Origin of the sequence: Lentzea sp., assembly GCF_036380075.1 — a bacterium.
Lineage (GTDB): Bacteria > Actinomycetota > Actinomycetes > Mycobacteriales > Pseudonocardiaceae > Lentzea.
The window spans coordinates 1-20,951 of record NZ_DASVFL010000271.1 but is presented as its reverse complement, the minus strand read 5'-3'; the positions used below and the strand labels follow the sequence as shown (position 1 = coordinate 20,951).

Here is a 20,951-nt window from a genome sequence, read left to right as displayed (position 1 = left end):
GCGCCGGACGGCGGGTGGCGTGGCTTCGAGCCGCGCCACCGGTCAGAGTGCCGAGATGATCCGCGCCCGCAGCTTGAGGTCGCCGGCCGCCTGCTCGTACAGCAGGTCGCGCAGCACCTCCGCGGGCAAGGCTCTCAGCACGTCCTTGAGCTCCACGTCCTCCGCGTCGGGCGGCGGCACCGTCTCACCCCGGTCCAGCAGCACCAGACCGACCGCGACGCAGTGCTTGCAGAAGAACCCCTCCGAGCCGTGCGGGCAGCTGCAGGCCCCCACCAGGTGCGTGCCGGACCACGACAGCTCCACCGCGTAGGCGTCGTCGTCACCACCGCGGACGCGGGCGGCCACGTGTCGGCTGTGCACCCGCAGGGACAGCACGGCGTCGCGATAGGTCAGGCCGCGCCAGTACGACTTGGTGCCCGCGCGGTGCAGCAGCAGTTCGGTGGTCAGGTCCGTCGACACGGGGGTCATCCAACCGGGTGACCACACCCGGGAACAACATGATCGTGATCGGCCTGCTCAGCCGCCGGACGGCCCGCGGGGCGAGCCGTCGCGGCCGGCGCGCTACCGCGCGGTGGTCTCCAGGTCGAGCAGGGTCACGGCGGCGCGGAAGTACTTGTTGGTGCCCAGGTCCCGCACCGTCTTGATGTTGAAAGCGGCCTTCAGCTTCTCCGCGTCGCCGGGGCTCACGCCCTGCAGCGCGTCGACCGGGGCGTCCAGGATCTCGGTGAGCGGCAGGTTCTCGTAGGCCTTGTCGAGCAGCATGTCCAGGTTCACGGTGATGGCCATGATCTTCATACCTCCTGGGGGGAGCGGAACGACCACGGCAGATTCTCGAGCGGGTTCCCCGATCCCGCAGAAGATGCCCGACACGTGCACGCGTTCGTGTGGGACCGTGTGAAGCGTGCTGCAAGCCTGTCTGAACGGCTCCCGCACAGCCGAGGAGCACCCGGCCCTGCCGCTGACCCCCGAACGCCTCGCGGAGGACGCGGCCGACGCCGCCGCGCTCGGCGTCACCTCCGTGCACCTGCACCCGCGCGACGTCATCGGCGCCGAGACGCTGGCCGGACCGGAGATCGCCACCACGATCGCCACCGTCAGGGCCGCCGTGCCGGGCGTCGAGATCAGCGTGTCGACGAACGTCCCCGGCCACCGCGAGACCCTCATCGCCAGCTGGGGCCCGCTCGCCGCCGGCCGCCCCGACGTCGCGAGCGTCCACGCCGGCGACCCCGCGTGGCGTGAGCTCGCGCGGGCGCTGCACCGCGTCAACGTCGCGGTCGAGCTCGTCGTCGGCGCTCCCGCGGACCTGCGGGACCTGCCCGGCGGCATCAGCCGCGTCACCGTCACGGCGACGCGGGCGACGGCGGAACCCCTGCTGCGCCTGGTGGAACCGCTCGGCCTGCCGGTCCTGCTGCACGGCGCGGACGCCGACGCCTGGCCCGTCCTCACCTACGCCGCACGGCTCGAACACCACGTGCGCATGGGACTGCAGGACACGCTCGTGAAGCCGGACGGCACTCCGGCCAGGAACAACGCCGAACTGGTCTCCCTGGCCCGCCGCAACCAGCGGGCCAGAGCTCCGCGTTAGTCCGGCAGCACGACCGCGACGATGCCGGCCAGGTGCGCCAGGCGGGCCACCTCGGCCGCGCGGAACATCGGGCCGCCCGGACGGCCCACGACCAGCACGCGGTCCGGCTTGCCCAGCGGCGTCGCGGCCAGCTCGGTGCCCAGCTCGCGCCAGGTCTCCGGCACCCACTCGTCCTCGCCGTCGAGCACGGTCGCGCGCTCCAGCGGGAACCACGGCACGTCGGCCATGCGGGTCTCGGGGGCGGCGGAGGAGGCGGTCAGGCGGTTGATGCCGGTGCCCTCCGGGCCCACGACGACGGCCCAGCCCGCGCGGATGATCTTCGGGACGCCCTCGGTGAAGATCGCCAGGCCCTTGCGGGGCTCCTCGGCGATCTCCTCGACCAGCTCCAGCTCGCGGTGGGTGTCGAGGATGCCCGCGTAGGGGCGGACGGCGTCGACCTCGACGCCCTCGATCGACTCCGCGGCGGTGATCAGCGTGTCCGGCAGGCGGCCCGACGGGAGCTCCACCACGAGGTCGTCGATGGCGAGGCCGGAACCGCGTTCCACCACGTCCACGCTGAGTATGTCCGCCCCGATCTCGCCCAGGGCCGTAGCGACCGCGCCGAGGGTGCCGGGACGGTCCGGGAGCTGGACCCGGATCAGGAACGACAAGGTGAACGCCTCCATAGCTCGTGCGAGAGACCCCGCGTCTCGCGCCGTTGCCGGTCGGTGATTCTCGCAGACGCATCGTCGGCGCATGACCTGCTGTCCGCGTTGCGGAACGGTTAAGTTGACGTGCCAGTCAACCCTGGAGGCGGCAACCGGTTCGAAGGCGCGCCTGACCAGCCCATAGACTCACGGGGTTCCCGATTCGTAATCCCGACCCTACGGGGGTTGACAGGAGTGCCCAGCATCTCCCGCGACGAGGTCGCGCACCTGGCCAAGCTCGCCAGGCTGGCTGTGTCCGAGGACGAGCTCGACCTGTTCGCCGGCCAGCTCGACGTGATCCTCCAGTCGGTGGCGTCCGTCGGCGACATCGCCACGGCCGACATCCCGCCGACGTCGCACGCCGTTCCGCTGACCAACGTCTTCCGCGAGGACGTGGTCCGTCCGAGCCTCGGTCAGCAGCAGGCGCTCTCCGGCGCTCCTGAGGCCGAGGACGGCCGGTTCCGCGTGCCCCGCATCCTGGGTGAGGAAGCATGACCAACGACCTGATCCACGCCACCGCGGCCGAGCTCGCCGCGAAGATCCACAGCGGTGAGGTCTCCAGCGTCGAGGTCACGCAGGCCCACCTGGACCGCATCGCCGAGACCGACGGGAAGGTCCACGCCTTCCTGCACGTCGACACCGAGGGCGCGCTCGCGCAGGCCCGCAGGGTGGACGAGGCCGTCAAGGCCGGCGAGCAGGTCTCGCCGCTCGCCGGCGTGCCGCTGGCGCTCAAGGACGTCATGACGACGGAGGGCGTGCCCACGACCGTCGGTTCCAAGATGCTCGAGGGCTGGCTGCCGCCCTACGACGCGACGGTGACCCGCAAGCTCAAGGAAGCCGGCGTCGTCATCCTCGGCAAGACGAACATGGACGAGTTCGCCATGGGTTCGTCGACCGAGAACTCGGCCTACGGCCCCACGCACAACCCGTGGGACCTCGACCGCATCCCCGGTGGCTCCGGCGGTGGCTCGTCGGCGTCGCTCGCCGCGTTCCAGGCCCCGCTCGCGATCGGCACCGACACAGGTGGCTCGATCCGCCAGCCCGGCGCCGTCACCGGCACCGTCGGCGTGAAGCCCACCTACGGCGGTGTGTCGCGCTACGGCCTCGTCGCGTTCTCCAGCTCCCTGGACCAGGCCGGTCCGTGCGCGCGCACGGTGCTCGACGCCGCGCTGCTGCACGAGGTCATCGCGGGCTACGACGAGATGGACTCCACGTCCATCGACGCACCCGTGCCGCCGGTCGTCGCCGCCGCCCGCGAGGGCCTGAGCGGTGACCTGTCCGGCCTGCGCATCGGCGTCGTCACGCAGTTCAGCGGTGAGGGCTACCAGCAGGGCGTGCTGCGCAGCTTCGAAGCCGCCGTGTCGCAGCTCAAGGAGCTCGGCGCGGAGATCGCGGACGTGTCGTGCCCGAGCTTCGACTACGCGCTGCCCGCCTACTACCTCATCGCGCCGAGCGAGTGCTCGTCGAACCTCGCCCGGTTCGACGCCATGCGCTACGGCCTGCGCGTCGGCGACGACGGCTCGCGCAGCACCGAAGAGGTCATGTCGCTGACCCGCGAGGCCGGCTTCGGCCCGGAGGTCAAGCGCCGCATCATGATCGGCACGTACGCGCTGTCGTCCGGCTACTACGACGCGTACTACGGCTCGGCGCAGAAGGTCCGCACGCTCATCACGCAGGACTTCGCGAAGGCGTTCGAGAAGTTCGACGTGCTCATCTCGCCGACCACGCCCACCACGGCGTTCAAGATCGGCGAGCGCGCGGACGACCCGATGGCCATGTACAAGGCCGACCTCTGCACCATCCCCGCGAACCTCGCGGGCACGCCGGCCATGAGCGTGCCGAGCGGTCTGTCCGATGAGGACGGTCTGCCGGTCGGCCTGCAGATCATGGCTCCGGCGCTGCAGGACCACCGCATGTACCGAGTCGCCGCGGCGTACGAGGCGGCGCGTGGAGCGTTTGGAGGCCCGTCGCTGTGAACATCAAGAGGGCAAGGGGATTCCTCGGCCTGGCCGGCGCCGTCGCGGGCGCGGTGGGAGCGTTCTCCGGCTTCCGCAACGCCCGTGCGAAGAACGACAAGCTGATGCTGGCGAACGCGATCGCCAGCATCGCCGTGGCGGTCACCGGTGCCGCGCTGGCTGCGCGTGCTCTGCGGAAGGACGACTTGGCATGACCGCTCTGGTTGAGCTGATGGACTACGACGAGGTCGTCGAGAAGTACGACCCCGTCCTGGGCCTGGAAGTGCACGTCGAGCTGCACACCAACACGAAGATGTTCTGCGGCTGCGCCAACGTCTTCGGCGGCGAGCCGAACACGAACACCTGCCCGACGTGCCTCGGCCTGCCGGGCGCGCTGCCGGTGGTGAACGCGAAGGCGATCGAGTCCGCGATCCGCATCGGCCTCGCGCTGAACTGCGAGATCGCCGAGTGGTGCCGGTTCGCGCGGAAGAACTACTTCTACCCGGACATGCCGAAGAACTTCCAGACGTCGCAGTACGACGAGCCGATCGCCTTCAACGGCTGGCTCGACGTGACGCTGGACGACGGCGAGGTCATCCGCGTCGAGATCGAGCGCGCGCACATGGAGGAGGACACGGGCAAGTCGCTGCACGTCGGCGGCGCGACCGGTCGCATCCACGGCGCCGAGCACTCGCTGCTCGACTACAACCGCGCGGGCGTGCCGCTGATCGAGATCGTCACGAAGATGATCCCGGGCACGAAGGAACGCGCCCCCGAGGTCGCGCGTGCGTACGTGACGGCGTTGCGCGACCTGCTCAAGGCGCTCGACGTGTCCGACGTCCGCATGGACCAGGGCTCGCTGCGCTGCGACGCGAACGTGTCCCTGTCGCCGAAGACCACCGGCGCACTGGGCACCCGCACCGAGACCAAGAACGTCAACTCGCTGCGCAGCGTCGAACGCGCCGTGCGCTTCGAGATGACGCGCCAGGCCGCGGTGCTGGAGTCCGGCGGTGAGGTGACCCAGGAGACCCGCCACTTCGACGAGTCGTCCGGCAGCACGTCGGCGGGCCGCAAGAAGGAGACGGCGGAGGACTACCGCTACTTCCCGGAGCCCGACCTGGTCCCGATCGCGCCGTCGCGCGAGTGGGTCGAGGAGCTCCGCGGCACCCTGCCCGAGCTGCCCTGGGAGCGCCGCGCGCGCATCCAGAAGGACTGGAACCTCACCGACGAGGTCCTCCGCGACCTCGTCAACGCCGGCGCCCTCGACCTGATCGAGGCCACCGTCGTCGCCGGCGCCAAGCCGGACGAGGCCCGGTCGTGGTGGGTGTCGTACCTCGCGCAGCAGGCCAACACCCGCGGCGTCGAGCTGTCCGCCCTGCCCATCACGCCCGCGGACGTGGCACGCGTGATCGAGCTGGTCAACACGGGCGCGCTGACCAACAAGCTCGCCCGTGAGGCCGTCAACGGCGTCCTGGAGGGCGAGGGCTCCCCGGACGACGTCGTCGAGAAGCGCGGCCTCAAGGTCGTGTCGGACGACTCGGCGCTGGAGAAGGCCGTCGACGAGGCCCTCGCGGCCCAGCCGGACGTCGCGCAGAAGATCCGCGACGGCAAGGTCCAGGCCGCCGGCGCCATCGTCGGCGCGGTCATGAAGGCCACCAAGGGTCAGGCCGACGCGGCCCGCGTGCGCGAGATCGTGCTCGCACGCTGCTCGTAGATACACAATCGACGGATAAATCACAAAGGGTCACCTGTTTGTGCAGGTGGCCCTTTGTGATCTTAGGCCGACCGAGTGGCTGTTAGCTAAATGAGACGTATACCCGTAGCCGTGTGTGTCACTCTCTCTGGGCAACTCATCTGGGGGGATGGGTAGTAATAGTCCAAACGAGGGGGGAAACCTCATGACTACGCAGCGCGAAGGATTTCTGGGCGACATCCTGGACAAGGTCAAGGACCTGATCACGGATGACGAGCCGAGGGACCCGAAGACCCCGCCGAAGGAAGACCCGCCGCTGACGCCGCAGTGCTGTGGCATGCCTCCCGGCCACCCGCTGGTCGGTCAGCCGAAGCCGGTCTCCGAAGGTTCGGTGGAGCACGACAGGGACTGCCCGAACCACCCGGACAACCTGGCCAAGGAAGAGGTAGTGGCCGGTTAGTCACGCTGTGCGCTGTCCTTCAGCCGGCGTCTGCGCCTGGTTGGAGGACAGCGCCATTCGGGTGCATGTGGTGTGATGATCACATGCCCGCTCGTGCCTTGACCACAGCGCGCGAGTTGTACCTGAAGGGATCTGCGGAGCAGGGCCGCTACCGGGTTCCATCCGCTATCCGGCTTCTCAAAAGAGCACTCGTGCACGCCGATCGCGCACCCGACGGTCCCGAACGGACTGAACTGCGGGTGCGAATCCTCTACAACCTCGGCCGGTGCGTCGGTGAGGCCAGCGGCATGGACGCCGCCGTGAAGCTCTTCGACGAGGCCCGCCGCGATGTCGCGCGCCTGACCGACCCGTGGATGTCGGCCCAGCTGGCGGGGAGCATCGACTACAGCCAGGGCGTCCTGATCATGAGACGCGGGCAGCCGGAGAAAGCTGTCGCCTGGTACGGCCCGTTCATCACCTACGCCGAAGACCTGATGCGCACGGCGCCGGACCGGGTCGACACCGAGCTCGCGCAACGGCTCGCGTCCTCGTTGATCGCGCGGGCGTTCGCGAACGCCGCCATCCGCCGCACCGATCCCGCCGTTACCGATCTTGAACGGACTCTCGCGCTTTCCCGCGAGCACGGCCTGGATGATTTGTACCCGTACGCGATCTACGCGCTCGCCAACACCCACAAACAAAGCGGTGATCTTGCCGAGGCGTTGCGCCGGTACGAGGAAGCGGAGCGGATCTTCCGTGCGAAGGAGTGGTTCTCCCTCCTTTCCGGCGTGCAGCTCGACCAGGCCGAAGCCCTGATCATGATCGGGTTGTTCGACGAGGCCGGTGTGCAGCTCGACGAGGCCTTACCCGTGATGAGACGCGAGAAGCTCAAGCAGGGCGTCGCCGAGGTGGAGATGTTCCGCGCGTCGGCGGCGTTGCTGGACGAGCAGTTCGACCTCGCCCGCCGGATGGCGAAGGCTTCGATGCGCAAGCTGGAGAAGCGCGGGAGCACGTGGTGGATGATGGCCGCGCTGATCGAGCTGTGGGCGCACGCCATGCAAGCCAGGCGCGTCACGAACACGTTGGTGCAGAAGGCGCTCACCGTCTCAGGCCACCTGGAGACAAACCACCTCCTCGACGAGGCTCGGCTGGCGAAGCTGCTGGCGGCCCGGTTGGAGATCCGAAGGAGGAGGCTGACCGACGGAGAGGAGCTGCTGCGGCAGCTGCCCGGTCCTCGTGCCGTCACGCCGATCGACCACCGCATGCAGCGCAGGCTCGTCCTCGCGGAGCTGGCACTCGCCAAGGGCAACCGCCGTGCGGCCCTGGTGCACGCCCGCAAAGGGCTGGAGGAGCTGGGGCAGGTCCGGGACCAGCTCGGCGGGCTCGAGCTGGTGTCCGCCACGGCTGTGCACGGCCGCGAGCTGGGCGAGCTGGCGATCCGGCTGGCGCTGGAGAACAACGACGCGCGCCAGCTGTTCGTGTGGCTGGAACGCACCCGCGCCCAGACCTACCGCTACGAACCTCTGGAGCACGTCGAGAACGCCGAGCTGGCTGAGCGGATCGTCGAGGTCCGGGGGCTCGGCCGCGACCTGATGCGAGCGGGTCTCGACGGCAGGCCGACCGCCGAGCTGCGCGCGAAGCTGTCGAAGGCGCAGCGCGAAGCCAACAGGCTGGGCTGGAACGCCCAGAGCTGGGGCAGGCCGCGTCCGATGGCCGCCGTCCGCGAGATCGTCGCGGGACTGGGCGAGCGGGCCATGGTCAGCTTCGTCGTGTCCGGCGGCGACATGGTGGCCGTGGTCATCGCCGGCGCCAAGGTGCGGCTAGTACGCCTCGGCGACGCGACCGAAGCGTTGGAAAGCGCGCAGAAGCTGCACTTCGACCTCAACGCGCTGGCCCCTGACCACCTGCCGCAGCCGCTGGTGCAGGTCATCGGCGCATCCGCGCGCAAGCAGGCCGACGCGCTGGACGCGTTGCTGATCAAGCCGTTGATCCACCTCATCGGCGAGCGCGAGCTGGTCGTGGTGCCGACGGGCGCGCTCTACGCCGTGCCGTGGGGTGTCATCCCGAGTCTGCACGGGCGGCCTGTCGTCACGGCGCCCAGTGCCACGGCGTGGCTGGCCGCGAGCCAGGCGGACCGGCCCCGGTCCGACAAGGTGTTGCTGGTGCGCGGGCCCAGTCTACTGTTCGCGGACGGGGAGCTGGACCGGCTGGCGGCGCACCACGAGAAGGCGACGGTGCTGTCGGGGGAGGACGCGACGGCGGCGGAGGTGCTCGCGCACCTCGACGGCGCGGACCTCGTGCACGTTGCGGCGCATGGGGAACACGAGAACGAGAACGCGTTGTTCTCGCGGCTCGAACTGGTCGACGGGCCGTTGTTCGCCCACGAGCTCGGACGGCTCCGCACACCGCCGGCACATGTCGTGCTGGCGGCGTGTTCGTTGGCGCTCAACAGGATCCGGCCGGGTGACGAGGCGCTCGGGTTCGCGGGCGCGATGCTCGCGGGCGGGACCAGGACGGTGGTGGCCGCGGCCAGCAAGGTCGGCGACGAGACCAGTGCCGCCGCGATGGCCGACTACCACCGGGCGCTGGTCGCGGGGGCGGCGCCCGCGGTGGCGCTGGCCGAGGCGATGGCCAAGGACCCGTTCCGGCGGCCGTTCCTGTGCCTGGGATCCGGCTAGACGACCCGGCCAGACGGGGACAAAGCGGGGGCGGGAAGGCCCCGACAGCCTCTCCCGCCCCCGCTCGCAATACCCCGCTCCAGGGTTCCCAGCTGACTCGCGGGGAAACCTCCTGATGAGGTTTCCGCTGGTCAGGCGATTCCTGGTGGCAGGAAACCGTGCGCGGACAGGTCGCACCAGTTGCCCTCCGGGTCGATCGCCCGGTACGCGGCGAACGGCCGGTCGCCGCCGCGCAGCGCCGGACGCGGTTCCAGCGACTCCAGGTACGGGTCGCCGCCGACGCGTGAACGCTCAGTCCTTCGTGCCGCCGCCGTTGTTCGGGCGCACGACGATCACGACCCGGTCGTCCGACGAGACGGGCTGGCCCGCGGCCTTGTTGACCGTGCCGACCAGCGACGCCGAGTCGTTCAGCATCTCCACCGGGCCGATCCGGCCGAAGCCGTCCTCCGCCATCATGATCTCGGGCTTGCCGGTGAACGCGCCGGTGGCGTTCATCGTGAGCGTCTGCAGGCCCGGCGTCTTGGCCGTCGACACGGTCAGCGCGTCCGTGTACGACGCGCAGCCCATGACGCCCGGCTTGTCCGGCCAGTTCCACGCGACCTCGCCGAGCTTGCCCGGCACGACGCGGTAGACGACGTCGGCGTTCGCGGTCCAGTCGGTCACCCAGATCTTCTGCGCGTCCGCGGAGACGCACAGGCCGCCGGGCAGCGTCAGGCCGGACGAGAGGACCGCGGAGCCCGCCGTCGGGTTGCCCTGCGCGGGCTTGCCGGAGCCGTCGATCCGCAGCACCTTGCCGGCCAGCGAGTTCGGGTCGGCGGCCAGCGCCGGGTTGCCCGCGTCACCGGTCGCGACGAGCAGGGCGCCCTTGCGGTCGCTCGCGAGCACGCCGCGGTTGCCGGTCGGGCCCTTCGGGATGCCGGTGAGGATCGGCTTGGGCGTGTCGCCCGGCGCGATCCGCAGCACCCGGTTGTCCGTCGCGGTCGTCACGTAGACGTAGGCGAGCTGGTCCTCGGCGAACGTCGCCGACAGCGTGAGGCCGCTCAGCCCGCCGTCGGTCGACGTGTCGGTCTCGATCTGCGCGACCACGACCGGGTCGACGTCCTTGGTGACCTTGAGCAGGCGCCCGCCGCGTTCCGTGGCGTAGGCGGCGACCCCGCCCTGGGCGTCCGCGCCGATCGGGGCGACGCCCGTGACGGTGTTCAGGCAGGTGGCGATCACGGCCGGGTTGAAGTCCTTGCAGCCCTGCGGCGGTGGCACGCTCTGCGGCGTCTGCCCGCGGCCCTGCTCGCCCGGCGTCGGCCGGAACTCGCCCGGCAGCTCCGGTTTCGGACCCGCCTGCGGGGTCAGCTGTGGTTGGGCGCTCCAGCTCGTCGGCGCCGGCTCGTCGGGAAAGCTCGCACAGCCCCCTGCCAGCAGGCAGGCGGCGGTCAGCAACGCGATGGAACGAACCACGACTCCCAGGCTAGGTGCGCGACCGTGAATCCGGGGTGAACGCCTCGGACCGGGCGAAGTCGACCGAGCTCACCCGGCCGAGCAGCAGGTCGAGCTCCGCGGCGACCACCTCGGGGGCCTCCAGCGGCAGGTAGTGGCTGCACGGCAGCACCCGCAGCCGTGCCTGGGGCAGTGCCGCGACGGGCCCGGACATGCTCTCCGTCGTCGCCAGCAGGTCGTCCCGGCCCGCCAGCAGTGTGACGGGACACACGATCGGGGCGAGGTCCTGGCGCGGCGTCTCGCCCAGCGCGAGGGCCAGCGTGAAGTACCAGCGCCAGTCGTGCTGCAGGAACCGGCCCACGGCGTTCGTGACGGCCTTCTGGTCGCTGCTCGGCTTGATCACGCCGCTGTGCCGCAGCAGGAACGTCGTGGCGTCCGTGACGGGGACGCGGTGCAGCACCTCGTCGAGCACCGGCCCCGCCTGCCGCAGCAGCTTCGCGCCGGTCAGCCCGACGAACCGGCGGATGTTCCTCGGGACCAGCGGCAGCATGGCGTCGAACGAGTCACCCGGCGCGCCCGCGACCAGCAGCAGGCCCGCGACCCGTTCCGGGTGGCGCAACGCCAGCTCGGCCGCGATCGTGACGCCCATCGACCAGCCCATGACGACGCACCGCTCGATGCCCGCGTCGTCCAGCACGGCGATCGCGTCCGACACGTGGTCGTCCAGCGAGATGTTGCGCTCGTCGACCGGCCGGTCCGACCCCATCGTGCCGCGCATGTACCAGCTGACCAGGCCACCGCGGTCGGTCAGCGACGGCCACGACTCGGGCCCGGACCCCACGCCGGGGCACAGCAGCACGGGTGGTCCCTCACCCGTCGCCTGCCATGTTCGGATCTTGGTGCCGTCCCAGGAGGTGACGTCGTGCTCCCGCATGCCCGCCATTCTGACGTACGTTGACCTGGTGACGCTCACCGTGCTCGTGCCAGATGAATTCGGAGTTCAGGCGCTGTCCCAGGTGGACGGTGTCCGCCCGGTCCGCTACACGCCGGGGGAGGAGCTCCCCGCGGAGGGGCTGGACGCCGAGGTCCTGGTGCCGAGGTTCCTCGCCGGGACCGATCCGCGCGACGTGTTCGCGCAGCTGCCGAACCTGAAGCTGGTGCAGCTGCTGAGCGCGGGCGCCGAGAACTTCGTCGGCCGCGTGCCCGACGGCGTGCTGCTCTCCACGTGCCGTGGCGCACACGGGGGCAGCACCGCGGAATGGGCCATCGGCGCGTTGATCGCGATCTACCGGGACTTCCTCGTCTTCGAGCGCGCCCGCGCCGAGGGCCGCTGGGACTACCACCTGACGGACACCCTGCAGGACAAGAAGGTCCTGATCATCGGCGCCGGCGACCTCGGCGAACAGCTGCGCCGCCGCCTCGAACCGTTCGACGCCACCGCCACCCTGGTCGGCCGCACCGCCCGCGACGGCGTGCACGGCGTCGACGAGCTGCCGGCGCTGCTGCCGGAGTTCGACGCGGTGGTGGTGTTCACGCCGATGACCGAGGAGACCCGGCACCTGGTCGACGCGAAGTTCCTGGCGGCGATGAAGGACGGCGCGATCCTGGTCAACGGCGCGCGCGGCCCCGTCGTCGACACCGACGCGCTGCTCGCGGAACTGACCTCCGGGCGCCTGCGCGCCGCCCTCGACGTCACCGACCCCGAACCGCTGCCCGAGGACCATCCACTGTGGACGGCGCCGGGCCTGTTCCTCACCCCGCACGTCGCGGGCAGCTGCACCGGCCACACCCGGCGCGCCTACGCGGTGGTGGCGTCCGAGATCGCTCGGTACGGTGCGGGGGAGCGACCCCGGAATCTGGTCAACGGGACGTATTAGTCCGTACGGGTGAAACTGGGCTGCCGTTCGGCTCTCGCGCGCCCGCACGCGGCCTCACTAGCGTGCGGGCGTGGCTACTCACGACAAAGGCTCGAGCACCTCGAGCGCCTTCTCCGACGACTCGTTCTACTCGAGCAGCGGAGGGGGAGTGCACCACTTCGACGACGGCACGGACAGAGTCGCCGGGAGCTCGACCCAGCCCTACGACTCGTCGACGAAGGCGTTCGACAACACGGGCTACACGCCGCTGGACAAGTCCACTGAGGACGACAAGACCTACGACGACCCGTTCGACGACGACCGCAAGAAGTTCGGCTGGACCGCGGGCCCCGACCTCGGCCTGCTGGGCCTGCGCGCCGTGCTGGGCGGCATCTTCGTGCTGCACGGCCTGCAGAAGGTCTTCGGCCTCTTCGGCGGCCCCGGCATCGACGGCTTCGCGCAGTCGCTGGAGAAGATGGGCTACCGCGAGTCCGTCGTGCTCGCCTGGGTCACCGGCGTCACCGAGCTGGCGGGCGGCGGCCTGCTGGTCCTGGGCCTGTTCACGCCGCTCGCCGCGGCCGGCCTGCTCGCCGTGATGGCCAACGTCATCGCGCTGAAGTACAAGGGCGGCTTCTTCGGCCCCAACGGCGTCGAGCTGGAACTGGCCCTCGCCGGCATGGCGTTCGCGGCCCTGTTCGCGGGCCCCGGCCGCGCAGCGCTGGACTACAACCGCAGCTGGTTCCGCCACCCGGTCGCGGCCGGGTTCATCGCGCTGCTGCTCGGAGCCGGTGGCGCCGCGGTGACGTTCTTCGTCTTCCGGTAGGAACGTTCCTCGTGGGGAAGAACCTGACGGGCGCCGTGCTGCAGCTGGCGTTGCTCGTGATCGGGATTCCGGTCGTGTACCTCGTGGCGTTCCCGTTCGGGTTGACCGGGCGGTCGCTGCTGCCGCCGATCGGGTTGCTCGCGGGGCTGGTCGTCGCCGGCGTCATGGTCAAGAGGACGAACCAGCCCGTCAGCGGACCGCTGACGGGCTGGCTGGTGTTCGGCGCCTGCCTGGCGCTCGCCCTCGTTCTTTAACGGCTCGGGTCGCGCACCGCGCCCGTCGACGCGTCCGTCGCCATGCGCGCGTAGGCCCGCAGTGCGCCCGTGACGGGGCGGACGCGGTCCACGGGCTGCCACGGCCGTTCGGAGGCCTCCATCTTGGCGCGGCGCTCGGCCAGCACGTCGGCGTCGACGAGCAGTTCGAGACGGCGCTCGTGCACGTCGATCAGGATCCGGTCGCCGTTCTCGACCAGGCCGATCGTGCCGCCACCCGCCGCCTCCGGCGAGATGTGGCCGATCGACAGGCCGGAGGAGCCGCCGGAGAACCGGCCGTCGGTGATCAGCGCGCACTTCTTGCCGAGGCCGGAGCCCTTCAGGAACGCCGTGGGGTGCAGCATCTCCTGCATGCCGGGGCCGCCGGACGGGCCCTCGTAGCGCACGACCAGGACGTCGCCGGCCTGGATCTCCTTCTTCAGGATCACCGAGACGGCCTCCTCCTGGGACTCGACGACGCGCGCCGGGCCCTCGAAGTGCCACAGGTCCTCGTCGATGCCCGCGGCCTTGATGATCGCGCCGCGCTCGGCCAGGTTGCCGCGCAGCACGGCCAGTCCGCCGTCCTTGGTGTAGGCGTGCTCGAAGTCGCGGATGCAGCCGCCGGCGGCGTCGGTGTCCAAAGAGGACCAGCGGTTCGACGTCGAGAACGCCTCGGTCGTGCGCACACCGCCGGGAGCCGCGTGGAAGAGCTCCAAGGCTTCGGCCGACGGTTCCGCGGCGCGGATGTCCCACTTGCCGAGCCACTCCGCGAGGGTCGGCGTGTGCACCGACGTCACGTCGTCGTTCAGCAGGCCGGCGCGGTAGAGCTCGCCCAGCAGCGCGGGGATTCCGCCCGCCCGGTGCACGTCCTCCATGTGGTAGTCGCTGTTGGGCGACACCTTGGACAGGCACGGCACGCGGCGGGACAGGTCGTCGATGTCCTGGAGCGTGAAGTCGATCTCGCCCTCCTGCGCGGCGGCGAGGATGTGCAGCACGGTGTTCGTCGAGCCGCCCATGGCCATGTCGAGCGCCATCGCGTTCTCGAACGCCTTGCGGTTCGCGATCGACCGCGGCAGCGCCGACTCGTCGTCCTCGCCGTACCAGCGCTTGCACAGCTCCACGACCACGCGGCCCGCCTCGGAGAACAGCTCGCGGCGCGCGGCGTGCGTCGCCAGCGTCGAGCCGTTGCCCGGCAGCGAGAGGCCGAGCGCCTCGGTGAGGCAGTTCATCGAGTTGGCGGTGAACATGCCGGAGCACGAGCCGCAGGTCGGGCACGCGGAGCGTTCGACCTCGGTGAGCCCGTCCTCGCTCACGGCGGGGGAGGCGGACGCGGAGATCGCGGTGATCAGGTCCGTCGGCGCGACGGCGACGCCCTCGACGACGACGGCCTTGCCGGCCTCCATCGGCCCGCCGGACACGAACACGACGGGGATGTTGAGCCGCATCGCCGCGTTGAGCATGCCGGGGGTGATCTTGTCGCAGTTGGAGATGCAGACGATCGCGTCGGCCTGGTGCGCGTTGACCATGTACTCGACGGAGTCGGCGATGATCTCGCGGCTGGGCAGCGAGTAGAGCATCCCGCTGTGGCCCATGGCGATGCCGTCGTCGACCGCGATGGTGTGGAACTCGCGCGGCACGCCACCCGCCTCGCGCACCGCCTCGGCCACGATGTCGCCGAGGTCGCGCAGGTGCACGTGACCCGGCACGAACTGCGTGTAGGAGTTGGCGATCGCGATGATCGGCTTGCCGAAGTCGCTGTCCGTCATGCCGGTCGCGCGCCAGAGGGCACGGGCTCCGGCTGCGTTGCGGCCGTGGGTGGTGGTGCGAGAGCGGAGCTGAGGCACTGCTCCTCCAGATTCAGTTCATGACAAAGGCGCGCGGGACGCGGGGGTGAGGCGTCCACCAGTCTGGGAGCGGTGCCTCAAAGGCTACTTGTGCGCAGGCTCGTCGTGACCAGCAGATAGGCCAGCGCGAGCGTGATGACGTGCACAACGGTGCACCACAGGCAGATCTTGCCGATGATGAGGAGCTCGGCCGCGACCAGGTAGACGACCATCAGGACGCCGGCGCCGGCCGCCGCCAGCCGCACCCACCTCAGCGCGTCGACCCGCCACGCGAACGGGAGGCAGATCACGGTGAGGAACGCGAAGAAGGCCAGTCCGAGGAACGCGACGGGAACGCCGAACAGCTCCGACTGCTCGCTCGTCGTCACCGTCTCGCAGTCGATCACGGCGTCCGCCGAGCACAGCAGCGCGCTCGCGTTGAAGTGCGTGTACGTCAGGTAAGCCGAGGTCAGCAGGCCCGCGATGGACAGCAGCAGGCTCAGCAGCGGAACTCGTTTGGTCACTTCTCCGACTGTACGGTCTTGCCCGCGGCCGTCCCGGGAGCCTCGTCGGCCACGTCCGCTGTCACCTCTTCGGTGACTTCCTCCGCGGCCTCGGGCTCGGGGTCCTTCGCCGTCGGGTCGGGCACGCGCCCGCCGCTCACCAGCGACAGCGCCGGCAGGTGCATGAACCGCACCGCGGGCAGCGTCACCTCGGACGCGTCCTGCCGGACCGCCCGCAGCCAGCCCTTCTCGACCAGGCGGATGTACTTGACGTCCGTCCACTTGAGCGTCGTGGTGCCGAACACACCGCGGGCGACGATCTCCTCCTCCGTGACCGTCGTGCGGTTGCGCAGCACCCAGTAGGCGTAGGCGAGCGGCAGGACGTAGAGCACTTGCAGCCCCGGAGCGACCCACGCCACGGGGGTGACGCAGATGACGATCAAAGCCGCTGCGAGCAGGGCTGTTGCCGGGATGCGAAAGACCAGCTTCTTCACCCGGTCGATTGTTCCACGTCCAGGATCCGGGATTTCCGTCTCGCAGAGTTGACGCCCTCTTGCCGGAGGGGATAACGTCCCGGCCATGCAGCGCACGCTCGTTCTCGTACTTCTCAGGCGCGTCGACGCCTGAGCCGAACAGCCTGCGTCGACGCGCGACCCTCGCACGACCCATCTTCGGGTTGTCGAGGGTTTTTTCGTGTCCGGACCCCGATACCCACGAGGCAATGAGATGACCAGCGCACCATCGCGACAGGCTCCCGAGCCCACGTCGCCACGTCCAGGTCCGCGGCCCAAACCGGCCCCGCCGACGGGCGCACCGATCCGTGTAACCGGTGCTCAGTCGCTCGTCCGCTCCCTTGAGGCGGTCGGCTGCGAAGTGGTCTTCGGCATTCCCGGCGGGACGATCCTGCCCGCGTACGACCCGCTGCTGGACTCCACGAAGGTCCGGCACGTCCTGGTCCGCCACGAGCAGGGCGCAGGACACGCGGCGACCGGATACGCGCAGGCCACCGGCAAGGTCGGTGTCTGCATGGCGACCTCGGGACCGGGTGCGACGAACCTCGTCACCCCGCTCGCGGACGCGAACATGGACTCCGTGCCCGTCGTCGCGATCACCGGCCAGCAGTCGCGGCCGCTGATCGGCACGGACGCCTTCCAGGAGGCGGACATCTGCGGCATCACGATGCCGATCACCAAGCACAACGTCCTCGTGACCGACGCCGCGGAGATCCCGCGGGCGATCGCGGAGGCGTTCCACATCGCGGCGACCGGCCGACCCGGCCCGGTCCTCGTCGACATCCCGAAGGACGTGCTGCAGGAGCAGACCAGCTTCTCGTGGCCGCCCGAGATGCGCCTGCCCGGTTACCGGCCGACGACCCGGCCGCACGGCAAGCAGGTCCGAGAGGCCGCCAAGCTGATCGTCAACGCGCGCAAGCCCGTCCTGTACGTCGGCGGCGGTGTCATCAAGGCGGACGCCCACGCCGAGCTGCTGCGCCTGGCCGAGGAGAACAACATCCCGGTCGTCACGACGCTGATGGCGCGCGGCGCGTTCCCCGACTCGCACGACCAGCACCTGGGCATGCCCGGCATGCACGGCACCGTCGCGGCCGTCGCGGCGATGCAGAAGTCGGACCTGCTGGTCGCTCTGGGCGCCCGCTTCGACGACCGCGTCACGGGCCAGCTGTCGTCGTTCGCCCCGGACGCGCAGGTCGTCCACGCCGACATCGACCCGGCCGAGATCTCCAAGAACCGCCGCGCGGACGTCCCGATCGTGGGCGACTGCAAGGAGATCATCACCGAGCTGATCGACGCCGTGCGCGCCGAGCGCGAGAACACCAAGGCCGTCGACCTCACGCCGTGGTGGGACACGCTGAAGTCGCTGCGCGAGACGTTCCCGCTCGGCTACGACTGGCCGGACGACGGCACGTTGTCGCCGCAGTACGTCATCGAGCGCATCGGCGCGCTGTCGCCGTCCGACACGATCTACACCGCGGGCGTCGGCCAGCACCAGATGTGGGCGGCGCAGTTCGTGAAGTACGAGCTCCCGCGCACGTGGATCAACTCCGGCGGCCTCGGCACGATGGGCTTCGCCGTTCCCGCCGCCATGGGCATCAAGGCGGGCCAGCCCGGCCGCACGGTGTGGGCCATCGATGGCGACGGCTGCTTCCAGATGACCAACCAGGAGCTGGCCACCTGCGCCATCGAGGGCCTGCCGGTGAAGATCGCCGTGATCAACAACGGCAACCTGGGCATGGTCCGCCAGTGGCAGACGCTGTTCTACGGCGAGCGGTACTCCAACACGGATCTGGGCACGCACAAGCACCGCATCCCAGACTTCAAGCTCCTGGCGGAGGCTCTCGGCTGCGCCGGCCTGCGGGCCGAGTCGCGCGAGGAGGTGGACGAGGTGATCGGGAAGGCGCTGGAGATCAACGACCGCCCCGTCGTGATCGACTTCGTCGTCGGCAAGGACGCCCAGGTGTGGCCCATGGTCGCGGCGGGCACCGGCAACTCCGAGATCATGGCCGCCCGCGGCATCCGCCCCCTGTTCGACGAGGACATCTGATGACCAGGCACACGCTGAGCGTTTTGGTCGAGGACAAGCCCGGTGTGCTCGCGCGCGTCGCCGGCCTGTTCTCCCGCCGCGGCTTCAACATCGAGTCGCTGGCCGTCGGCCGCACCGAGTACCCCGACATCTCGCGCATGACGATCGTGGTGTCGGTCGACGAGCTGCCGCTGGAGCAGGTCACCAAGCAGCTCAACAAGCTCATCAACGTCATCAAGATCGTGGAGCTGGAGCCGGCGGCTTCGGTCCAACGGCAGCTGGTGCTCATCAAGGTCCGCGCGGACGCGACCGTGCGGTCGCAGGTCCTCGAGACCGTCCAGCTCTTCCGCGCGAAGGTCGTCGACGTGTCGCCGGAGGCGGTCACGATCGAGGCCACCGGCACGTCTGAAAAACTCGACGCGTTGCTGCGCATGCTGGAGCCCTACGGGCTCCGCGAGATCGTCCAGTCCGGCATGGTCGCCATCGGCCGTGGCGCTCGTTCCATCACCGCCACCGCGGTCCGCTAGAAACCACAAAGAAGGAAACACAGTGAGCGTTGAGATCTTCTACGACGACGATGCCGACCTGAGCGTCATCCAGGGCCGCAAGGTGGCCGTGATCGGCTACGGCAGCCAGGGCCACGCCCACGCGCTGTCGCTGCGCGACTCGGGCGTCGAGGTCCGCATCGGCCTGCAGGAGGGCTCGAAGTCCCGCGCCAAGGCCGAGGAAGAGGGCCTGGAGGTCGGCACGCCGGCTGAGGTCTCCGCGTGGGCCGACGTGATCATGATCCTGGCGCCCGACACCGCGCAGCGCCACATCTACGCGAACGAGATCGCCGCCAACCTCAACGAGGGCGACGCGATCTTCTTCGGCCACGGCTTCAACATCCGCTACGGCCTGATCACCGCACCGTCCGGTGTGGACGTCGCCATGGTCGCCCCGAAGGGCCCCGGCCACCTGGTCCGCCGCCAGTTCGTCGACGGCAAGGGCGTCCCGGCGCTCATCGCGGTCGAGCAGGACGCCTCGGGCAACGCGCAGGCCCTCGCCCTGTCCTACGCCAAGGGCATCGGCGGCACCCGCGCGGGCGTCATCAAGACGACGTTCAAGGAAGAGACCGAGACGGACCTCTTCGGCGAGCAGGCCGTCCTGTGCGGCGGCGCGTCCGCTCTCGTCCAGGCGGGCTTCGAGGTCCTCACCGAGGCGGGCTACGCCCCCGAGGTCGCGTACTTCGAGTGCCTGCACGAGCTGAAGCTGATCGTCGACCTCATGTACGAGGGCGGCATCGCCCGCATGCGCTACTCGATCTCCGACACCGCGGAGTTCGGTGACCTGACCCGCGGCCCGCGCGTCATCACCCCCGCGGTCAAGGAGGAGATGAAGAAGATCCTGGGCGAGATCCAGGACGGCACTTTCGCCAACGAGTGGGTGGCCGAGGACGACAACGGCCGCGCCAACTACCGCAAGCTCCAGCAGGAGGGCGAGAACCACCCGATCGAGGCAACGGGCAAGAAGCTCCGCGACATGATGTCGTGGGTCGACCGCCCGATCACCGAGACCGCCTGAGTCTCGTCGGGGGTTCCACCCCAGGTCTTTCCCCCAGGGAGGCCCGTGGCGCGTGTGTGACGCGCCGCGGGCCTTTCCGCTTTTCGTTCGCGTCCATCCGCTAACTTCTTGCGCATGACCGAGAGCGCGCCGATCTACGACGACAAGGCCCACGTGCGCGGCAACCTGGACCTGCGCAACGCGGAGTGGAAGCGCCCGCCGGAGCCGGAACCGGAGGACGGCCACGTCGAGATCGCCTTCGTGGAACACACCGACGGCGCCACCTACGTCGCGATGCGCAACTCCAAGCAGCTGGAACCCGTCCTGGTCTTCACGATGGCGGAGTGGGACGCGTTCGTGGCGGGCGCGAAGGACGGCGAGTTCGACGAGCCGTGGTGACCAGCCCGGCCACCTCCTCCAGCGGCAACGTCCCGTCCACGATCACCGCACCCCGCCTCCGGTAGTCACCTTCGGCGTGCGCGTTGTGCCGCAACGCCGCGGCCAGCTCCTCCGGGTGCTTCCCGAAGGAGTTCCCGGTGCGCCCCCGCAACCGCGAACGCACCACGTCGTCACCGACCACCAGGCACACGGCCACGTCGAAGAGGTCCCACACCTCGTCCTCGTTCTCGACGCACCCGCAGAGGTACCCGTCTGCCTCCCGAGTCAGCGCCGCCAGCCGTTCGACCCGCGCGCGGTCGATCCGCCACCCGTACCGGTCGAGCCACCCCGGCGGCACCGGGTCGGGCGGATCGACGACGACCTGCCCGGACACCCGGTCCACCCACCGGTTGTAGCCTTCCCAGTCGGCGTCGACGGTGAGCTCTCCCCGCTCCCGCAACACCCCGCAGACGCTCGACTTGCCCGCCCCGGGCGTGCCGGTCACCCACACCAGTGACATGGACAGAGCATGGCGGCACGACGAACAACCCCGCACCCGCTTTTCGCGCAACAGCAGGCAGGGCCGACGCCAAGCTCAAGCGACGCCGAAGGCGAGCCGCCTCCCGCACGCGATGCCGAAGGCGAGCCGACAAGACCCCCGCACTTCCAAGCGATGCCGAAGGCGAGCAGTCACCCCTGACGCCGATTAGAGCCGGTGAACCCACCCGTGGTTTGCGATTGGGGCTTGACTTTGGGTGCGAGGTGCTACC

At 70.1% G+C, this 20,951-nt stretch carries 23 protein-coding genes; 14 read left to right on the top strand and 9 right to left on the bottom strand.

Translation table 11 applies throughout. The features are described from left to right. Positions 1 to 42: 42 nt before the first annotated feature. Both VF330_RS29290 and VF330_RS29285 read right to left on the bottom strand, forming a co-directional pair. Positions 43 to 459, bottom strand: coding sequence for a hypothetical protein (locus VF330_RS29290; RefSeq protein ID WP_330854918.1), 417 nt, complete (start codon positions 457 to 459; stop codon positions 43 to 45). 102 nt (positions 460 to 561) lie between these two features. After that, complete coding sequence (locus VF330_RS29285; protein ID WP_090066770.1) at positions 562 to 786, bottom strand: hypothetical protein; 225 nt, start codon at positions 784 to 786, stop codon at positions 562 to 564. Positions 787 to 901: 115 nt separating this feature from the next. On the opposite strand from VF330_RS29285, the gene VF330_RS29280 reads away from it, so the two are divergent. Next, positions 902 to 1,585 carry a 3-keto-5-aminohexanoate cleavage protein gene (locus VF330_RS29280; RefSeq protein WP_330854917.1) on the top strand — a complete coding sequence of 228 codons (684 nt, stop codon included), beginning with the start codon at positions 902 to 904 and terminating at the stop codon, positions 1,583 to 1,585. On the opposite strand, the gene VF330_RS29275 is transcribed toward VF330_RS29280, so the two are convergent. Next, entirely contained in the window at positions 1,582 to 2,235 is a 654-nt protein-coding gene (locus tag VF330_RS29275; RefSeq protein ID WP_330854955.1) for an ACT domain-containing protein, read from the bottom strand. The two genes, VF330_RS29280 and VF330_RS29275, sit on opposite strands and share 4 nt — an antisense overlap. Positions 2,236 to 2,466: 231 nt before the next feature. Here VF330_RS29275 and gatC point away from each other — a divergent pair, with 231 nt between their 5' ends. The 6 genes from gatC (at position 2,467) to VF330_RS29245 (ending at position 9,036) form a co-directional block, all read left to right on the top strand. Beyond that, entirely contained in the window at positions 2,467 to 2,766 is a 300-nt protein-coding gene (gatC, locus tag VF330_RS29270) for an Asp-tRNA(Asn)/Glu-tRNA(Gln) amidotransferase subunit GatC (protein WP_189154510.1), read from the top strand. After that, positions 2,763 to 4,247, top strand: coding sequence for an Asp-tRNA(Asn)/Glu-tRNA(Gln) amidotransferase subunit GatA (gatA, locus tag VF330_RS29265; RefSeq protein ID WP_330854916.1), 1,485 nt, complete (start codon positions 2,763 to 2,765; stop codon positions 4,245 to 4,247). Before gatC ends, gatA begins: the two co-directional genes overlap by 4 nt. Continuing rightward, positions 4,244 to 4,441: a hypothetical protein gene (locus VF330_RS29260; RefSeq protein ID WP_330854915.1), complete on the top strand. Its 198-nt coding sequence runs from the start codon at positions 4,244 to 4,246 to the stop codon at positions 4,439 to 4,441. Before gatA ends, VF330_RS29260 begins: the two co-directional genes overlap by 4 nt. Continuing rightward, positions 4,438 to 5,940 (top strand): Asp-tRNA(Asn)/Glu-tRNA(Gln) amidotransferase subunit GatB, encoded by a 1,503-nt coding sequence (gene gatB / locus VF330_RS29255; RefSeq protein WP_330854914.1) that lies wholly within the window; start codon positions 4,438 to 4,440, stop codon positions 5,938 to 5,940. Before VF330_RS29260 ends, gatB begins: the two co-directional genes overlap by 4 nt. A gap of 184 nt (positions 5,941 to 6,124) precedes the next feature. Beyond that, a complete protein-coding gene (locus VF330_RS29250; RefSeq protein ID WP_330854913.1) occupies positions 6,125 to 6,379 on the top strand; it encodes a hypothetical protein in 255 nt (84 codons plus the stop codon). Between the two features lie 191 nt (positions 6,380 to 6,570). Further along, positions 6,571 to 9,036 (top strand): CHAT domain-containing protein, encoded by a 2,466-nt coding sequence (locus VF330_RS29245; RefSeq protein ID WP_330854912.1) that lies wholly within the window; start codon positions 6,571 to 6,573, stop codon positions 9,034 to 9,036. A 291-nt stretch (positions 9,037 to 9,327) separates the two neighbouring features. Here the strand turns inward: VF330_RS29245 and VF330_RS29240 are convergent, their stop codons facing one another. Together VF330_RS29240 and VF330_RS29235 are read right to left on the bottom strand one after the other, a co-directional pair. After that, positions 9,328 to 10,488, bottom strand: a complete 1,161-nt coding sequence (locus tag VF330_RS29240) for a PQQ-dependent sugar dehydrogenase (protein WP_330854911.1) — start codon at positions 10,486 to 10,488, stop codon at positions 9,328 to 9,330. Positions 10,489 to 10,498: 10 nt separating this feature from the next. Further along, positions 10,499 to 11,401: an alpha/beta hydrolase gene (locus VF330_RS29235; protein ID WP_330854910.1), complete on the bottom strand. Its 903-nt coding sequence runs from the start codon at positions 11,399 to 11,401 to the stop codon at positions 10,499 to 10,501. Between VF330_RS29235 and VF330_RS29230 the strand changes: the two genes are divergently transcribed. The 3 genes from VF330_RS29230 (at position 11,400) to VF330_RS29220 (ending at position 13,400) form a co-directional block, all read left to right on the top strand. Continuing rightward, complete coding sequence (locus VF330_RS29230) at positions 11,400 to 12,344, top strand: 2-hydroxyacid dehydrogenase (RefSeq protein WP_330854909.1); 945 nt, start codon at positions 11,400 to 11,402, stop codon at positions 12,342 to 12,344. The genes VF330_RS29235 and VF330_RS29230 overlap by 2 nt on opposite strands. Positions 12,345 to 12,414: 70 nt before the next feature. Beyond that, a complete protein-coding gene (locus tag VF330_RS29225; RefSeq protein WP_330854908.1) occupies positions 12,415 to 13,146 on the top strand; it encodes a DoxX family protein in 732 nt (243 codons plus the stop codon). Between the two features lie 11 nt (positions 13,147 to 13,157). Beyond that, a complete protein-coding gene (locus VF330_RS29220; protein WP_330854907.1) occupies positions 13,158 to 13,400 on the top strand; it encodes a hypothetical protein in 243 nt (80 codons plus the stop codon). Here VF330_RS29220 and ilvD read toward each other — a convergent pair. From ilvD to VF330_RS29205, 3 genes are all read right to left on the bottom strand, one after another. Further along, a complete protein-coding gene (ilvD, locus tag VF330_RS29215; protein WP_330854906.1) occupies positions 13,397 to 15,241 on the bottom strand; it encodes a dihydroxy-acid dehydratase in 1,845 nt (614 codons plus the stop codon). The genes VF330_RS29220 and ilvD overlap by 4 nt on opposite strands. A 77-nt stretch (positions 15,242 to 15,318) precedes the next feature. Further along, entirely contained in the window at positions 15,319 to 15,744 is a 426-nt protein-coding gene (locus tag VF330_RS29210; RefSeq protein WP_330854905.1) for a vitamin K epoxide reductase family protein, read from the bottom strand. After that, positions 15,741 to 16,217 carry a PH domain-containing protein gene (locus tag VF330_RS29205; RefSeq protein WP_330854904.1) on the bottom strand — a complete coding sequence of 159 codons (477 nt, stop codon included), beginning with the start codon at positions 16,215 to 16,217 and terminating at the stop codon, positions 15,741 to 15,743. Before VF330_RS29205 ends, VF330_RS29210 begins: the two co-directional genes overlap by 4 nt. A gap of 232 nt (positions 16,218 to 16,449) precedes the next feature. Here VF330_RS29205 and VF330_RS29200 point away from each other — a divergent pair, with 232 nt between their 5' ends. The 4 genes from VF330_RS29200 (at position 16,450) to VF330_RS29185 (ending at position 20,202) form a co-directional block, all read left to right on the top strand. Then, positions 16,450 to 18,282 (top strand): acetolactate synthase large subunit, encoded by a 1,833-nt coding sequence (locus VF330_RS29200; RefSeq protein WP_414675480.1) that lies wholly within the window; start codon positions 16,450 to 16,452, stop codon positions 18,280 to 18,282. Next, entirely contained in the window at positions 18,282 to 18,788 is a 507-nt protein-coding gene (ilvN, locus tag VF330_RS29195) for an acetolactate synthase small subunit (protein ID WP_045310681.1), read from the top strand. The genes VF330_RS29200 and ilvN overlap by 1 nt, the downstream gene beginning before the upstream one ends. 22 nt (positions 18,789 to 18,810) lie before the next feature. Further along, positions 18,811 to 19,824, top strand: a complete 1,014-nt coding sequence (gene ilvC, locus VF330_RS29190) for a ketol-acid reductoisomerase (RefSeq protein ID WP_330854903.1) — start codon at positions 18,811 to 18,813, stop codon at positions 19,822 to 19,824. A gap of 114 nt (positions 19,825 to 19,938) precedes the next feature. Beyond that, positions 19,939 to 20,202 carry a DUF397 domain-containing protein gene (locus VF330_RS29185; protein WP_325522130.1) on the top strand — a complete coding sequence of 88 codons (264 nt, stop codon included), beginning with the start codon at positions 19,939 to 19,941 and terminating at the stop codon, positions 20,200 to 20,202. On the opposite strand, the gene VF330_RS29180 is transcribed toward VF330_RS29185, so the two are convergent. Then, positions 20,135 to 20,701, bottom strand: a complete 567-nt coding sequence (locus tag VF330_RS29180; RefSeq protein WP_330854902.1) for an AAA family ATPase — start codon at positions 20,699 to 20,701, stop codon at positions 20,135 to 20,137. The genes VF330_RS29185 and VF330_RS29180 overlap by 68 nt on opposite strands. Between the last annotated feature and the right edge of the window lie 250 nt (positions 20,702 to 20,951).

Excerpts from the sequence above, each read along its gene's own strand:
- ilvN (WP_045310681.1), top strand. The coding sequence starts at position 18,282 with ATGACCAGGCACACGCTGAGCGTTTTGGTCGAGGACAAGCCCGGTGTG.
- VF330_RS29230 (WP_330854909.1), top strand. The coding sequence starts at position 11,400 with ATGCCCGCCATTCTGACGTACGTTGACCTGGTGACGCTCACCGTGCTC.
- VF330_RS29180 (WP_330854902.1), bottom strand. The coding sequence starts at position 20,701 with ATGTCACTGGTGTGGGTGACCGGCACGCCCGGGGCGGGCAAGTCGAGC.
- VF330_RS29185 (WP_325522130.1), top strand. The coding sequence starts at position 19,939 with ATGACCGAGAGCGCGCCGATCTACGACGACAAGGCCCACGTGCGCGGC.
- gatA (WP_330854916.1), top strand. The coding sequence starts at position 2,763 with ATGACCAACGACCTGATCCACGCCACCGCGGCCGAGCTCGCCGCGAAG.
- gatB (WP_330854914.1), top strand. The coding sequence starts at position 4,438 with ATGACCGCTCTGGTTGAGCTGATGGACTACGACGAGGTCGTCGAGAAG.
- VF330_RS29285 (WP_090066770.1), bottom strand. The coding sequence starts at position 786 with ATGGCCATCACCGTGAACCTGGACATGCTGCTCGACAAGGCCTACGAG.
- VF330_RS29235 (WP_330854910.1), bottom strand. The coding sequence starts at position 11,401 with ATGCGGGAGCACGACGTCACCTCCTGGGACGGCACCAAGATCCGAACA.
- VF330_RS29200 (WP_414675480.1), top strand. The coding sequence starts at position 16,450 with ATGACCAGCGCACCATCGCGACAGGCTCCCGAGCCCACGTCGCCACGT.
- VF330_RS29250 (WP_330854913.1), top strand. The coding sequence starts at position 6,125 with ATGACTACGCAGCGCGAAGGATTTCTGGGCGACATCCTGGACAAGGTC.